The organism is Streptomyces sp. NPDC104226, assembly GCF_055584085.1.
The window spans coordinates 207,188-220,678 of the sequence record NZ_JBVJMS010000009.1; the positions used below are offsets into that span (position 1 = coordinate 207,188).

13 protein-coding genes are annotated in these 13,491 nt (G+C 68.1%); 7 read left to right on the plus strand and 6 right to left on the minus strand.

From position 1 onward, the window contains the following. Window positions 1-269 precede the first annotated feature (269 nt). Complete coding sequence (locus ACZ60J_RS27475) at window positions 270-2,378, plus strand: DUF2075 domain-containing protein (protein ID WP_469686171.1); 2,109 nt, start codon at window positions 270-272, stop codon at window positions 2,376-2,378. Window positions 2,379-2,439: 61 nt separating this feature from the next. On the opposite strand, the gene ACZ60J_RS27480 is transcribed toward ACZ60J_RS27475, so the two are convergent. Next, on the minus strand, window positions 2,440-2,568 hold the full coding sequence (locus ACZ60J_RS27480) for a DUF6408 family protein (RefSeq protein WP_469685844.1): 129 nt from the start codon (window positions 2,566-2,568) through the stop codon (window positions 2,440-2,442). Window positions 2,569-2,766: 198 nt separating this feature from the next. Further along, the gene (locus tag ACZ60J_RS27485; RefSeq protein WP_469685846.1) at window positions 2,767-4,629 is read right to left on the minus strand and encodes a DNA/RNA helicase domain-containing protein; all 1,863 of its coding nucleotides are present in this window, start codon (window positions 4,627-4,629) and stop codon (window positions 2,767-2,769) included. A gap of 337 nt (window positions 4,630-4,966) precedes the next feature. Here ACZ60J_RS27485 and ACZ60J_RS27490 point away from each other — a divergent pair, with 337 nt between their 5' ends. Both ACZ60J_RS27490 and ACZ60J_RS27495 read left to right on the plus strand, forming a co-directional pair. Beyond that, window positions 4,967-5,611 carry a beta family protein gene (locus tag ACZ60J_RS27490; RefSeq protein WP_469685848.1) on the plus strand — a complete coding sequence of 215 codons (645 nt, stop codon included), beginning with the start codon at window positions 4,967-4,969 and terminating at the stop codon, window positions 5,609-5,611. Then, the gene (locus ACZ60J_RS27495) at window positions 5,542-5,796 is read left to right on the plus strand and encodes a beta family protein (RefSeq protein ID WP_469686173.1); all 255 of its coding nucleotides are present in this window, start codon (window positions 5,542-5,544) and stop codon (window positions 5,794-5,796) included. The genes ACZ60J_RS27490 and ACZ60J_RS27495 overlap by 70 nt, the downstream gene beginning before the upstream one ends. A 153-nt stretch (window positions 5,797-5,949) precedes the next feature. On the opposite strand, the gene ACZ60J_RS27500 is transcribed toward ACZ60J_RS27495, so the two are convergent. Further along, window positions 5,950-6,867: a ScbA/BarX family gamma-butyrolactone biosynthesis protein gene (locus tag ACZ60J_RS27500; RefSeq protein ID WP_469685849.1), complete on the minus strand. Its 918-nt coding sequence runs from the start codon at window positions 6,865-6,867 to the stop codon at window positions 5,950-5,952. A gap of 97 nt (window positions 6,868-6,964) precedes the next feature. On the opposite strand from ACZ60J_RS27500, the gene ACZ60J_RS27505 reads away from it, so the two are divergent. The 4 genes from ACZ60J_RS27505 to ACZ60J_RS27520 all read left to right on the plus strand — a co-directional run bounded on the left by ACZ60J_RS27505 (window position 6,965) and on the right by ACZ60J_RS27520 (window position 10,562). Next, a complete protein-coding gene (locus tag ACZ60J_RS27505) occupies window positions 6,965-7,627 on the plus strand; it encodes a ScbR family autoregulator-binding transcription factor (RefSeq protein ID WP_469685851.1) in 663 nt (220 codons plus the stop codon). Continuing rightward, complete coding sequence (locus tag ACZ60J_RS27510) at window positions 7,624-8,592, plus strand: NAD-dependent epimerase/dehydratase family protein (protein ID WP_469685853.1); 969 nt, start codon at window positions 7,624-7,626, stop codon at window positions 8,590-8,592. Before ACZ60J_RS27505 ends, ACZ60J_RS27510 begins: the two co-directional genes overlap by 4 nt. 78 nt (window positions 8,593-8,670) lie before the next feature. Further along, entirely contained in the window at window positions 8,671-9,300 is a 630-nt protein-coding gene (locus tag ACZ60J_RS27515; RefSeq protein WP_469685855.1) for a TetR family transcriptional regulator, read from the plus strand. A gap of 122 nt (window positions 9,301-9,422) precedes the next feature. Continuing rightward, window positions 9,423-10,562 carry an IS701 family transposase gene (locus tag ACZ60J_RS27520; RefSeq protein WP_469685857.1) on the plus strand — a complete coding sequence of 380 codons (1,140 nt, stop codon included), beginning with the start codon at window positions 9,423-9,425 and terminating at the stop codon, window positions 10,560-10,562. Between the two features lie 21 nt (window positions 10,563-10,583). On the opposite strand, the gene ACZ60J_RS27525 is transcribed toward ACZ60J_RS27520, so the two are convergent. The 3 genes from ACZ60J_RS27525 to ACZ60J_RS27535 all read right to left on the minus strand — a co-directional run bounded on the left by ACZ60J_RS27525 (window position 10,584) and on the right by ACZ60J_RS27535 (window position 13,491). Continuing rightward, window positions 10,584-10,907, minus strand: coding sequence for a hypothetical protein (locus tag ACZ60J_RS27525; protein ID WP_469685859.1), 324 nt, complete (start codon window positions 10,905-10,907; stop codon window positions 10,584-10,586). Between the two features lie 108 nt (window positions 10,908-11,015). After that, window positions 11,016-12,680: an energy-dependent translational throttle protein EttA gene (ettA, locus tag ACZ60J_RS27530; protein ID WP_469685861.1), complete on the minus strand. Its 1,665-nt coding sequence runs from the start codon at window positions 12,678-12,680 to the stop codon at window positions 11,016-11,018. 109 nt (window positions 12,681-12,789) lie between these two features. Beyond that, complete coding sequence (locus ACZ60J_RS27535; protein ID WP_469685862.1) at window positions 12,790-13,491, minus strand: formyltransferase family protein; 702 nt, start codon at window positions 13,489-13,491, stop codon at window positions 12,790-12,792.

The window sequence follows — 13,491 nt, forward strand, 5'->3', positions numbered from 1 at the left end:
CACTGTCGACAGGCTCGACGCATCGGAGATCCCAACAGGTCGTGACATCGGGGCCGCTGTGACCCAAACGGCCAGGGGATGCTGCTGGTCGCGCCAAAGGACCATTCGGCCACGACAGCCGGATTCCGGCCGATGCCGGGCCGGTGTTTCTCGTCAGGCGGCCCGTTCCTTAAGATCACCGGTACCGATTGCGGCCCGACGGGCTTCCCTGCGAGGACATGCCCCCACCCGCACGAGTTACTCGTGCCCTGGGGGAACCACCCGTGTCCATGCTTCTGCTGAAGCTTTCGGCGCAAGACCTGCTCACTCTGCATGCACGCCGCCGCATGGTGCCGCACCTCGCGGAGCGCTGGCGGCACTTCCGGGGCTCCGACGCCTCGGTGGGGGAACGCACCGCGTGGGCGGAGAGCCTGATCAGTCTCGCGAACGATCTGGTCGCGGCCGATCGCGGGAACGTGGAGATGGTGGTCGAGTGCGCCGCCTCGCTGGCCAAGGCGGACGGCCCGAACACCTTGCTCGTCGACGTCGTCCTGGTCGGACGGCATCCGCGCGAACACCGACCGTCGGTGCAGCTCGTCGAGCTGAAGCGCTGGTCGACGGTGACCAGGATCGAACGGGCCACCGCGGATCTGGTGCACGTGCCGGACTTCGGCGACAAGAAGCACCCGGCGCTGCAACTGCGTCAGTGCTACGAGGCGTTCACGAGCAGCAAGGGACCTTTCGGGGACGCGGAATTCGAGTGTGGGGGCTTCGCATACCTCCACAACGCCACGGACGACTCCGTGCGTCCGTTGATCGGGGTGGATGCGCCGACAGGTGCTTATGCCCGGGTGTACACGGCCGACCGGCGCGCCCAGTTCCTCGCTGATCTCCGAGGGAACTTCGCCGCCGAGGGAGGGGCCTCGGAGGCGGAGACGATGCTGCGGACCATGGGGCTGCGGAACACATCGCTGCTCGACGCCATGAACTGGTCCCGGGGCGACGACACCGTCTTCGCCTTGCGTGAACGCCAGGAGGATGTCGCCAAGCAGATCCTGGAGGCTGCGGCCAAGGTTCTTCCAGACGCTCACGAGCCCGCGCTGATCCCCGACGAGAGGCGCGTGATCTTCCTGGTGACAGGTGGCGCCGGTACGGGCAAGAGCGCCATCGGCCTGGAGCTCAAGGCACGGTTCGAGGCGCAGGGCCGAACCGTGAAGTACGCCAGCGGGAGCAGGGCCTTCAACGCGGCCATTCAGGAACACGTCGGTTACGGCAACAGGGAGTTCAAGGAGAGCTTCGTCTACTTCAGCAACTTCGTCGAAACCCCGGAACCGCCCCTGGACGTCCTGATCTGCGACGAGGCGCACCGGCTTCGTGACCGTTCGACGAATCGGTTCTGGTCACCGGAGGAGCGGGAGAGGTACGGGAAGGGGCCGCAGGTGGACGAGCTCCTCGACGCATCCCGACTGACGGTGTTCTTCCTGGACGAAGGGCAGTCAGTGCGACCCAAGGAAGTCGGAACCGTCGCGCTGATCAAGGACGCGGCCGATCGCTATGGCGCCGAGCTCCTCGAGTACGGCCTGCGCGAGCAGTACCGGTGTGGCGGTAGTGACGCCTACATCCGCTGGGTCCACACCGTACTTCGTGCTACGGACGAGGAGCCGGAGCCCTGGCGGTCGGATGGGCTGATGCACGTCGAGGTCGTGGACACCCCCGAGGAGCTCGAAGAGATCATCCGGACGGAGGCCCTGACCGGCGCGTCCGCGCGCATGGTCGCCGGCTACTGCTGGCCCTGGACGGATCCGGTGGGCCAGGACAAGCGGCTCGAAGCCGATGTCAGGATCGGCGAGTGGCATCGGCCGTGGAACGCGAAGAGCGAGAGTGTCTGTGCGGACGGGGTGCCGCCGTCGGACATCTGGTCCGTCCACCCCAACGGCCTCGGGCAGATCGGCTGCGTCTACACGGCACAGGGCCTGGAGTGGGACTGGTGCGGTGTGATCCTTGGCGAGGACATGGTGCGGCGAGGCGACAAGTGGGTGTTCCAGCGGGGCAAGGAGCGTAAGGAAGGCCCGGACTCCGACGTCAAGCGTGTCGACCGGCCCGGGTCGTTCGATCCGAAGGTCAGTGCCTCGGGTGTGGGCGATGACGACTTCGCGCGGCTCGTCCGCCAGGCCTATCAGGTGCTACTGACCAGGGCGAGTCGTGCCACGGTGCTGTACTCCCCGGACGAGGAGACCCGCACCTACCTGAAGAAGTGGGCGGGAGAGGTGGAGATCCTCGGGCTCCGTCCCACCTACGCCAACCTTCCGCAGGAGGCCCGTTCCCGGCACCTGCCGCGGGCCAACGGGAGGCGCAACCGCAGGCGACCGAAGGGCGGCTCCGAGCTACGGCTCTTCTAGTACGGAGCCACTGGCGCGGGTAGTGAAGTGGCGGGCTCTCCGGGCCCGCCACACACCTGCGTCAGAAGAGCAGGTTCGCCAGCGCCGTCAGGGCCGTCACCAGAAGACTGGAGACTGCTCCGACGGCGATGTCGATCAGGATCTCGCGAATCCGTTCACGACGCGCAGACTTGTACTCGACCGTGTTCATATGGGCCTTTCAGGTTGGTGAGATCTGAATGGCAGGGGGCGCCCTGCGGGCAGCCACGCTCACGTCGTGTGTCACCACACGACGGGCACAACCATTCGTCGCTCACGGCCTGTTCGGCGTCATGCATGAACCGCAGCCTCGTACCCTCCGGGAAGGTGCGCAGCGAGATCATGGTAACGGGACGGCCGGTGCCATTGCTCAGGAAATGAGCGAGCGGAGCTTCTCGCGGGTTTCGGGATCCGTCGAGTAGACGACCGTTCCGATCATGCCGCGGGTCAGCAGCACCTTGTAGGTGTTGCGGACGAGGCGGTCGATGTCCTCGTCCGGCGTCGCCTTGGTGAACGACGGATCCTTCGAAGCCGCTCGGTCGACCACCCAGCGGTCCGTCCGCCAGACCAGGTCGGGTCCCATGACCACTCCCGACCAGTCGTACTCGAAGCCCTGCGCCGTGTACACGCAGCCGACTTGGCCGAAGCCTGCGGGGTCGGTGGCCCAGAGCGGAGCCGGCGGTGCGCCCAGGAGGGAGCGGTCCCCGAAAAGGTTCCATGGCTTCGACCAGTCGCCGATCACCACGTCGGCGGGCAGTGCCGTCATCGCCGGAGTGACCTTCTTGGTCCACGGCCAGCAGTAGCCGGCGGACAGCCTGGCGCCGTAGCCCTGAGCACGCTTCCCGTCGAGGAAGTCCTCCAGCTCCTGGGGGCTGTCGACCGTCAGCAGCTGCACCTTGCCGTCCGGTTCCCAGCCGATCGGCCCGGCGTCCTCCAGGGACAGGAATCGGGTCACCCAGCGCAGGTAGGCGTCGCTTCCTCCGCATCGGAACTGGCTGTCGAGCTCCACCAGGGTGAAGTCCACCTCCTGCTCCTCCGCGGCCCGGCGGATCTGCTCGACCGTACCCATCTCGCCCGGACGCACCACCTGGTGCTGGTCGAGCAGGAACACCGGAACCCGGGCGGCGTCGATCAGCTCGGCCACCTGTGGGCGCCCGGTGCGCAGGGCGGCTGCGGTGTACCGGTTGGCCGAGGTCTTGCGGAGCCGGTGCGCCTCGTCGCACACCAGCACGTCGATGTCGTTCGGCTCGGCTTCCATGAAGCTGTTGAAGTAGCGGAACAGGCTCTGCACCTCGGGCTTGCGCGCGCCCGCGACCTTGCGCATCGTCTTGGTGAACGACTGCGACCCGGTGGCGTGCAGGGCCGGCACACCTCGCCGGTACAGGTCACCGAGCACGGACAGGGCGATCACGCTCTTGCCGGATCCGGGCCCGCCGGTCACGACGACCACCTGCTTGCGCTTGGACCTGCGGGCCTTGCGCACCGCCGCCATCACTGTCTCGTAGGCGAGCCGCTGCTCGTCGAGCAGGACGAACTGCTCCCGGTTGCGGACCTCGTCGGATGCGACGGCCATCAGTTGCATGGACGGCTTCACCCTGGCCTGCAGGAGGTCGTCCGCCGCAGCGGCGCCGGGCTTCGGGGCCAGCCTCGAGCGCAGGTAGTCCAGGAACGCGCCGCGCTGGTCGCCGGTGAACATCCGGCCCCGGTTGTCCTCCTCGACCTCGCGCAGTCCCGTGACTCCGAACTCGGTCGCGTTGTGGAGGAAGGCCACGCCGACGACGGACTCGGGATTGCGCTCGAGAGCGCCGTTGAACGAGACCAGGTAGTCGCAATAGCCCCTCACCTGCTCGATCGGGTTGAGGACGGGATGCCCGTACGAGGGCACGCGGCACAACAGCGGATCGTCCTCCTCGGGGTGGGCTTCGCTCCACTGCTTGAGTTCCACGACGACGTACGACGGCTCGCCCGAGGCCGGATGGACGCCGGCCAGGACCACGTCCGCGCGCTTGCTGGTCAGCGGCAGCCCGTACTCCAGCAACATCTCGACCTCGCCGAGACCCGCTTCGACCAATGCGTTCGTGAGGGCCGGGACGCTGCGCTCCCAGGACCGGACCTCCGAGGAATGCGGCCGGTGGCCGTGCCTGTGGAGGAAGTTCTCGGCCAGGATTTCCGTCAGCCGTCCCTCGAGACGGGTGCGGTCGGCCAAGGACGCCGCGGACTCACGGAACAGCAAGGAATTGCCCCCAGGCAGCACGGAGTGACTCGTGCGGGTGGGGGCATGTCCTTCGGTCCCTTTGCAGTGGGACGGAAGCCCGGCGGGCCGCTGAGATGGTCCTGGTCATCCTATGGCAGCGCGTGGATCATGCGGCAGGGCGATCGGCTGCCTCAGGGCTGCAGGCCCCAACGGCCGCAGTGGTGCGCGGGCGCTCCTTGGAGGCAGGCCAATCGGATCCGGAGGTTCTGATGCCACTCGGAGACATGGCCGAAAGGGCGCTCTTTCCAGGCCCGGCACGCCTGCCCACCCTGATGGGCGATGGGGTGGGGCGGGCAGTGCCAAAGGGGGAGCTGTCATGTCCGGACTGCTGTACGTTCCCGTCCTACCGGCCCTGCCCCACGCGGCAAACGCCTACGTCCGGCTTCGGCCCGACGTGCAAAACGCACTGGCGCCGGTCTGGAACCTGCTACCGCGCCCTGGTCTCCCGCCGGCCGAACTGGCTGCGAAGATGCGTCAGGATGTGGCTGTGGTGTCCAAAGCCCAGCGGCACCGTCCAGCCTGGTTGGACGCACCCTTCGCGGGCGCGGAGGACGTGGCCGTCCTTGCGGGGTTGATACCGGAAGCCACTGAATACGGGATGCTGCGTCCGGTAACAGGGCCCGGCAGGCCCGAGGCCTTGCAGGCCGTGACGCTGGCGGCTGCCCGGAAGTCCCGCGGCGGGCTCGGCATTCGAGTAGGTGTGCCGGGGGAGTGGGACAGCCGCACCGCCTCTGATGTGCGGAATCTGCTCGAGCGGGTCGACCCTGTCGTCCGGGTCGACCTCCTCCTCGACCTGGGCATGGTGGCCGACGGCAGGCCCGATGCGGGCAAGGAGGCCCTGCGAGCCCCCGTCCGCCGCGCTCCGGCGGTGGGGGTCCCTCGTGGGGCGTTCTGCGTTACACACTCGAAGGAGCCTTCGTACTGGGCAAGATGCGAGCGACGGGCGACGACAGGACCGTGACCAATCGTGCAACGGCCCGGGAGTTCTTGGCGCATCCGGGTTTCCGCGGGCCGGCATTCAGTGGTGGCGAAGGCTGGTTGCGCGACTGTGCGCAAGCCCTGGGCCGCGGCGGAACGGGCAACTTCGGCACGTGGCTGTGGGTCGGCAACGTTCAGCACATGACCTACTCCGTGCGATATCCCTGATCGGTACTTCATCCCGATGGCGCACCACGTGGAGTGCGTGGTGATCCTTGACGCGGCCGCGAAGGGCGCCTGACCTGCAGGTCTAGTGGTGAGTAGCGGATGCCCTGCCCCGCGGGGCCTGGTTGTCGGTCAGGGCCGGCCTCGGCCTCAGGGTCAGTGGCGGGCGGTGGCGACGGTTACGTCGGCAGTGAAGACGAGGGCGCCGTTCTGTTCCGCGCGGATGCGCAGGGTGTCAGTGGAGAGCGGCTCGGCGTGGAGACGGCAGGGCGCGTCGAGTTCGGCGTAGCGGGCGAAGGCCAGGTCCATGGCGACGGGTACGACGGGGCGGGGCGACTTCACCGCCTGTGCGGCCTGGCGTACGGCTTCGATCAGCAGCATGCCGGGGGCGTGGTCCACGGGGTGGTCGAAAAGGATGGGGTGGCCGGTGTCGGCGCGCAGTTCCCAGCAACCGGTGCTGTCGGTCGGGGAGAGCGCCACGTCCCGGTCGCTCTCGCGGCCGACCCGGTGCGGGGCCATCGGGCGGGCAGGGGAGAGGGCGCGGGCGTTGGCCGCGACCATGTCGCCGTACGGGCCGCGCAGGCGCTGGTAGACGGTGGGGTCCTGGATGGTGAACCGGGTCCGTGCGGTGCCCAGCAGAATGCCGTCGCGCAGGGCCTCCACCTCCATGGCGATCGCGGCGGCGCGGTTCTTGCGGTACGTGACCTCGGGGCAGACGATCCGCAGCTCGATCGCGGCGTCCGATCCCTCGGCCCGCAGTGCCGTGGGGTTGAGCTCCCAGGCGAAGGACTGCCAGAGCAGCTGGTGGCCGAGGGGCACCTCGTAGGCGGCGTGGGACAGGAAGGGCAGCGTCTGGCGGATCGTCTCGCTCAGCAGGAGAGGGTCGTGCAGCCCGTTCCGGTCGCGGTAGAAGCTGTGGGAGGCGGGCCAGCGCGCGGTTATCGTGAAGGCGTCGGCGCCCGTCTGCCACCAGGTGGTGAGGAGCACTTCTCCGGGGTTCGATTTGTGCGTGTACGCCTGAGGCACTGCGAGGGGCAGCGGACGGTCGAGTGTGGCAGTCAGGTGCGACAGCATATGAGATCTTCCCTGGTCAGGCAGCAAGCTTGAGGCAGCATGGCTAACATAAAGGGCGTTCTGTTTATTTGTCGACCGAGTTGAGGATCACACTCCCATGGCGCGTCCGCAGCAAGAACGGGCAGTAAGTACACGCGAGACGATCTTGCGTGCAGCCGCACAAGTGTTCGATGAGTGTGGATACTCCGGAGCGGGGATCAACAGCATCCTCGAGCGTGCGGGCACCACCGCGGGCGCGCTCTACTTCCACTTCAAGTCCAAGGAGGGCCTGGCCCGCGCCGTGGTCCTGGAGCAGGCGGCCGACCTGGCCTTCCCCGACGGCGAGGCGGGACTCCAGCAGCTGCTGGACATGACCATGTACCTGGCGACTGAGCTGCAGAACAACATCCTGCTGCGCGCCGGGGTCAAGCTCGCGGTCGAGCAGGGCGAGTCGGGGCTGCGGGAGTTCGCCGTCTATGAGTACTGGGTCGACCAGTTCGCAGCGGAACTCCGCACTGCGCGCGAGATGGGCCAGTTGCTTCCGGACGTGGAGGAGGGGCAGTTCGCCCGGGTCCTCGTGGCCTCGTTCACCGGCACTCAGGTCATGTCCAAGATCTCCACGGGGCACGCGGACCTGCCCGAGCAGATCGCTCTGATGTGGCGCTATCTGCTGCCTGGCGTCGCCACGCCCCAGGCGCTCGCCGAGCTGATCATCGTCCGGGAGGGCGTCGACGCGACGGGCGACGGGGCTGCGCGTGGCGAGGCCGTGGGGCCGGCGTGACGCCGTACCGCATCCTGCTGACGGGGGCGACCGGATTCGTCGGTACGGCGGTCCTCCGCGCACTGCACGGTTCCGTGGCCGAGGACGGGCGCGGCGTCGTCGTACGGGCTCTGACTCGCACCCCGGCACGCAGGGCCCCGGATCCGTCGGGCACGGAGTGGGCCTCCGTGGATGTCACGGACCCGGCTTCCCTGGACGGTGTGGTCGAGGGGGTGGACGCGGTGGTCCACCTCGCATCGCGCATCGACGGAAGCGAGGCCCAGTGCGAGGCCGTCAACGTCCACGGCACACGGACACTGATGCGCGAGGCGCTGCGGGTGGGAGTCGGGCGCATCGTCCACCTCTCCACCTCGGCCGTCTACGGTCCCGGGCCGCACGACGGCATCCGAGAGAACGAGATCGTCCCCGCGCCCGTGTCGCAGGCCAGCCGGACCCGGCTGGTCGGGGAGGCGTACGCCCTCGCGGCCGACGGCGTGGTCCTGCGCCCCGGGCTGATCCTTGGGGCCGGCGACCGGTGGGTGGTGCCGGCGCTGGCCGAACTCCGGCAACGGGTACCGGGCCGGTGGGGCGACGGGCCCGCACGGCTGTCCGTCGTGGACGTCGCCGACCTGGCCCGGCTGATCGCCGCACTGGCGCGCGCGCCCCGAGCCGTCGCCTCCGGCATCTACCACGCGAGCCATCCGGTGCCGGTGCACAGTGCGGAACTGCTGGCGGAGCTCACTGTGTTGGGCGTATTGCCGCCCGTTTCCCGGGAATGGACGTGGGAGCAGTGTCTGGGCCGCCTGCGAGAGACGCCGGGAAGGATGAGCGAGCGGCAGTTCGCCCTGCTCGCCACCGACCACTGGTATCGCAGCGAAGCGATCTGGCGGCTCGCGGAATGCCCTGCCGGGCCCGGCCCGCTGGCCCGGCTGGCCGACTCGGCCCCCTGGTACCGGGCGCATCTCGACGCCCTCGCCGATGCGTAGCACCGAGATACTGCCAAAGTCTTCACGAAATCCCAGTTTTCCTTCCACCCGGACTGTCCCGTGGGTACCTTCCGGTCTGTGGCAAGGCAAGACAGGGCTGAGCTGACGCGGCGTGCCCTCATTGCCGCGGCCTCGGCGGAATTCGACAAGCACGGCTATGCGGGCACCTCGCTGTCCCGGGTCAGCCGCGCGGCCGGGGTCTCCATGGGCGCGCTGACCTTTCACTTCGCAGCCAAGGACGAACTCGCGGCTGTGGTCCAGGCCTGGGGTACGGCCAAGACGAACGCGGCGCTACGGGATCTCCACAAGGAACGCGTTCCCCCGCTACAGGCGGCGATCGACCTGACGCACACGCTGGCGAAGCTGCTGGAGGAGGAGGTCGGTGTCCGGGCGGCAGCCCGCCTCGCCCGGGACGGTGCGAGTACCTCCGGGGATTGGAACGCGGTGTGGATCCCCACCCTCCGGGAGATCCTCTCCCGTGCCGCGGCCGAGGGGGCGCTCGGAGCCGACCCGAAGGACTTCGAGGTCCTGGTCGCTCTGCTCGTCGCGGGAGTGGAGGCGGCGGCTCACACGTACCCGCTGGTCAGTGGGACGTCGCTTGGTCACAGCCTGCGGCAGCAGCTCACCCTGGCGTGGCAGGTGCTGGCCGGCATGTACGGGGTCGCCCGGCCGAACGACGCAGAGCTTCTGCCCGCCGGTACTGCTTGAGGCGAGCCCCCGTGGGGCCCGCCGCCCGCTGGTCGCCTGCCGGTGGCCCCCCTCCCCGCAAAACATAGAGAGCGTTCTGTATTATTGACTGGTCAGCTACGGACCAGCTCACAGGGGGAACCATGTCCGCGCTCCACGCCGAAGCCCGGCACACCCAGGCGACCACCCCGTCTGAAGAAGTGATCGAGGCTCTCTGCGCGGAGCTGTTCTCCTCCTTCCGTAGAGCCGACCACCACGTGAAGGGCCAGCAGTACCTGCGAGGGCTGCTCACCGCTTCCGGACGCAAGTCCATCCAGAACATCGCGCGTTCCCTCGGTGACGAGAGCGCCGCCCAGAGGCTGCACCACTTCATCTGCAACGCACCGTGGAGCTGGAAGCTCGTCAGGCGAGCCCTGGCGCGGCATCTGACGGACCGTGCCCAGCCTGAGGCCTGGGTGGTGCGACGCATGCTCATCCCCAAGACGGGTACCAGCTCCGTCGGGGTGCACCGGCGCTTCGTGCCCGAGAGCGGCCGGGTGGAGAGCGGTCAGCGGGCGCACGGCCTCTGGTACGCCGGGCGAGAGCTGAACACCCCGGTCGACTGGAGTCTGAGCCCGGGCACCATCAGGGCCACTCCGAATTCCCGGGCCGGCCGGCACCCCATCACGGAACAGCTGGACGAAGACGCGCCCCTTCCGGCGCTGCCCGGGGCACCCCTGGTGTGGGACAGCCCCGTGCGCGACGTGGCGGGTCTGCTGCGACTGCTGCCCGTGGAGCGGATGCAGGCCGTGGTGCGGCTCACGCCTGACGCGGTGTTCCGGCCGTTCACGCCTTCGGGGCGGTTCAGTGAGGCCGTCACGCTGCCGGCCGAACGCATCCTGGCCGCCCGTCAGGCTCCCTGGCTCTCCGACGCGGAACCGGCTCCGGGCATGCGGACGGCCACCGCGCGCGTGGCTCTGCCGCCGGCGGGCCGGGCACCGGACGGGTCACCGGTTCAGCCAGGCGGAGGCGCAGGCGCTGAGGGGCAGGGGCTGACTCTCTTCGCGCAATGGCCGAAGCGAAAGCCCGACGCGGTGGAGTTCTGGGTCACTACGAAGCCGTGGGCGGCCCCCACCGACCTGCACCGGCTCACCGTCATCGCCCAGTCGGTCGACCACGACAGCGTACGGACCGGCGCGAAGGTCGGGCTGCGCGATTTCGAAGGGCGGTCCTACGAGGGCTGGCACCGCCACATGACGCTGGCCTCGGCGGCGTACGCGGCACTGATGCTCGGGGACGTCTGAGCAGCCTGGGGCGGGCGGGCCTCAGTTCTCCCGCGGCATCTCATGCGGAGCCGTCAGGATGCACTGTACGTAGAGGGATTCCGCCGCCGACAGGGCATCGTCGTAGGGACCCGTCGAATGAGCTGTGCCCTTCATCAGAGCGAACCAGCCCTCTTCCTGCTGTTGGCGCACTCTTCCGAGGTGCCGCCCGCTGTAGCAGACGACTTGTATCACCTGAGAGGGCGGGCAAAGGGCTTCCAGGGCAAGACCTTCGACGTGGGTGAGGCGGGCCAGGGCAGCTTCTTCCAAGAACTTGAGCTTCGCCCGGTAGATGATTCGCTCGGCCAATTCGATGATCCTGGACAACCAGGGGTCCTTTCTGTGATGGACCCACCAGCGCGGCACCAGACGAACCGAGCCCCGCAGATGAGATACGGGGCTCGGATTCTTCGTGTCAGGTGGACATTTCAGAGCCTAGTCGCGGGTGAGCTTCTTGTAGGTGGCACGGTGCGGACGGGTCGCGTCCGCACCGAGGCGCTCGACCTTGTTCTTCTCGTACGACTCGAAGTTGCCCTCGAACCAGTACCACTTGGACTCGCCCTCGTACGCCAGGATGTGCGTGGCGACTCGGTCCAGGAACCAGCGGTCGTGGGAGATGACCACGGCCGCACCGGGGAATTCGAGGAGCGCGTTCTCGAGCGAGGACAGGGTCTCGACGTCGAGGTCGTTGGTGGGTTCGTCGAGGAGCAGCAGGTTGCCGCCCTCCTTGAGCGTCAGCGCCAGGTTCAGGCGGTTGCGCTCACCACCGGACAGGACCCCGGCCGGCTTCTGCTGGTCCGGGCCCTTGAAGCCGAAGGCGCTGACGTAGGCGCGGGACGGCATCTCGACCTGGCCGACGTTGATGTAGTCCAGCTCGTCCGACACGACGGCCCAGAGGGTCTTCTTGGGGTCGATGTTGGCGCGGCTCTGGTCGACGTACGAGATCTTGACGGTGTCGCCGATCTTGACGGAGCCGGAGTCCGGCTTCTCCAGGCCCTGGATCATCTTGAAGAGCGTGGTCTTGCCGGCGCCGTTGGGGCCGATGATGCCCACGATGCCGTTGCGCGGCAGCGTGAAGGACAGGTCGTCGACGAGGACCTTGTCGCCGAAGGCCTTGGAGAGGTTGTTGACCTCGACCACGATCGAGCCCAGGCGCGGGCCCGGCGGGATCTGGATCTCCTCGAAGTCGAGCTTGCGCATCTTGTCCGCCTCGGCGGCCATCTCCTCGTAGCGGGCGAGGCGGGCCTTGGACTTGGTCTGGCGCCCCTTGGCGTTCGACCGCACCCACTCCAGCTCTTCCTTGAGGCGCTTCTGGCGCTTCTCGTCCTTGCGGCCCTCGACCTTGAGACGCGTGGCCTTCTTCTCCAGGTAGGTGGAGTAGTTGCCCTCGTAGGAGATGGCGCGGCCGCGGTCGAGCTCGAGGATCCACTCGGCGACGTTGTTCAGGAAGTAGCGGTCGTGCGTGACGGCGACGACGGCACCCTTGTACTGCGAAAGGTGCTGCTCCAGCCAGTTCACCGACTCGGCGTCGAGGTGGTTGGTGGGCTCGTCGAGGAGGAGCAGGTCCGGGGCCTCGATCAGCAGCTTGCAGAGCGCGACGCGGCGCTTCTCACCACCGGAGAGGTTGGTGACGGGCCAGTCGCCGGGCGGGCAGCCCAGGGCGTCCATGGCCTGCTCCAGCTGGGCGTCGAGATCCCAGGCGTTGGAGTGGTCCAGGTCGTCCTGGAGCTTGCCCATCTCGTCCATGAGGGCTTCGGTGTACTCGACGCCCATCTGCTCGGCGACCTCGTTGTACCGCCGAACCTTCTTCATGATGTCGGCGGCGCCGTCCTGGACGTTCTCCAGGACCGTCTTCGACTCGTCGAGCTTGGGCTCCTGCATGAGGATGCCGACGGTGAAGCCGGAGGTGAGGTAGGCGTCGCCGTTGGACGGCTGCTCCAAGCCGGCCATGATCTTGAGGACGGTGGACTTGCCGGCCCCGTTGGGGCCGACCACACCGATCTTCGCTCCCGGGAGAAAGGAGAGCGTCGCGTTGTCGAGAATTACCTTGTCGCCGTGCGCCTTGCGAACGTTGCGCATTGCGTAAATCAACTCTGCCATGGTGCAAGCCTATTGGGTGAGTACGGCCGGTTCTACGAGGATGTCGACCGGCGATGGGATTCAGCCAGTTTTCGTCGTCCGGTATTCATTCCCCTGAGAGGAATCGGGATCACCCCGTGCGCAGGGCCCAGCTGTCGCTGACGACGGCGTCCGGAGTGCTGCCGGGCAACGCGATGAGTTCGGGCTTGAACAGCGGGGCGGAGTCCATGGCGGGTTCCCAGGTGGCGAGTTCGTCGTCCTGTGGCACTTCGACCCGACGGCCCTGTGCTAGGTCGTTCACCACGCGCAGGAGCAGGTGCACACCGAGAGGGGCCAGTTGTTCGCGCCACAGGCTCCGGGCGGTGGAGCCGGGAGGGACGAGGACGTGTTCCTGGGCGGCGATCGGGCCGCCGTCGGTGCGTTCCGTGAGGTGGTAGACGGTTCCACCGGCCGCTTTGTCGCCGTCGCGGATGGTCCAGCGGATCGCGTCCCGGCCGCGGTGCAGGGGCAGCAGGCTGGGGTGGTATCCGATGGCGGCCACCTTGGCCCGGGCCCGCGTCTCGCGGCCGATGAACGCGTGGGAATGGGCGGCGAGAATGACGTCGACCGATTCGGGCACGTGACGGGCCCGCAGGGCCTTCGAATCCGTCCAGGGAACGTCCCGGGGAAAGGCCCACGAGCGGAGTCGGTCCCATGACAGGGCGCTGCTCTCGTCGGAGTGCCCGTCACGGAGCGCCGGAGAGGCGACGCCGACCACCTCGTGGCCGGCGTCCACCAGGGCCTCCGCCACCTCCACCGCGAAGAATCCGCGTCCTGATATGTAAATGTTCAC

Coding starts and splice junctions, on each gene's coding strand:
- ettA (WP_469685861.1), bottom strand. CDS start 12,680: ATGGCAGAGTTGATTTACGCAATGCGCAACGTTCGCAAGGCGCACGGC.
- ACZ60J_RS27475 (WP_469686171.1), top strand. CDS start 270: ATGCTTCTGCTGAAGCTTTCGGCGCAAGACCTGCTCACTCTGCATGCA.
- ACZ60J_RS27505 (WP_469685851.1), top strand. CDS start 6,965: ATGGCGCGTCCGCAGCAAGAACGGGCAGTAAGTACACGCGAGACGATC.
- ACZ60J_RS27480 (WP_469685844.1), bottom strand. CDS start 2,568: ATGAACACGGTCGAGTACAAGTCTGCGCGTCGTGAACGGATTCGCGAG.
- ACZ60J_RS27490 (WP_469685848.1), top strand. CDS start 4,967: ATGTCCGGACTGCTGTACGTTCCCGTCCTACCGGCCCTGCCCCACGCG.
- ACZ60J_RS27500 (WP_469685849.1), bottom strand. CDS start 6,867: ATGCTGTCGCACCTGACTGCCACACTCGACCGTCCGCTGCCCCTCGCA.
- ACZ60J_RS27520 (WP_469685857.1), top strand. CDS start 9,423: ATGTCCGCGCTCCACGCCGAAGCCCGGCACACCCAGGCGACCACCCCG.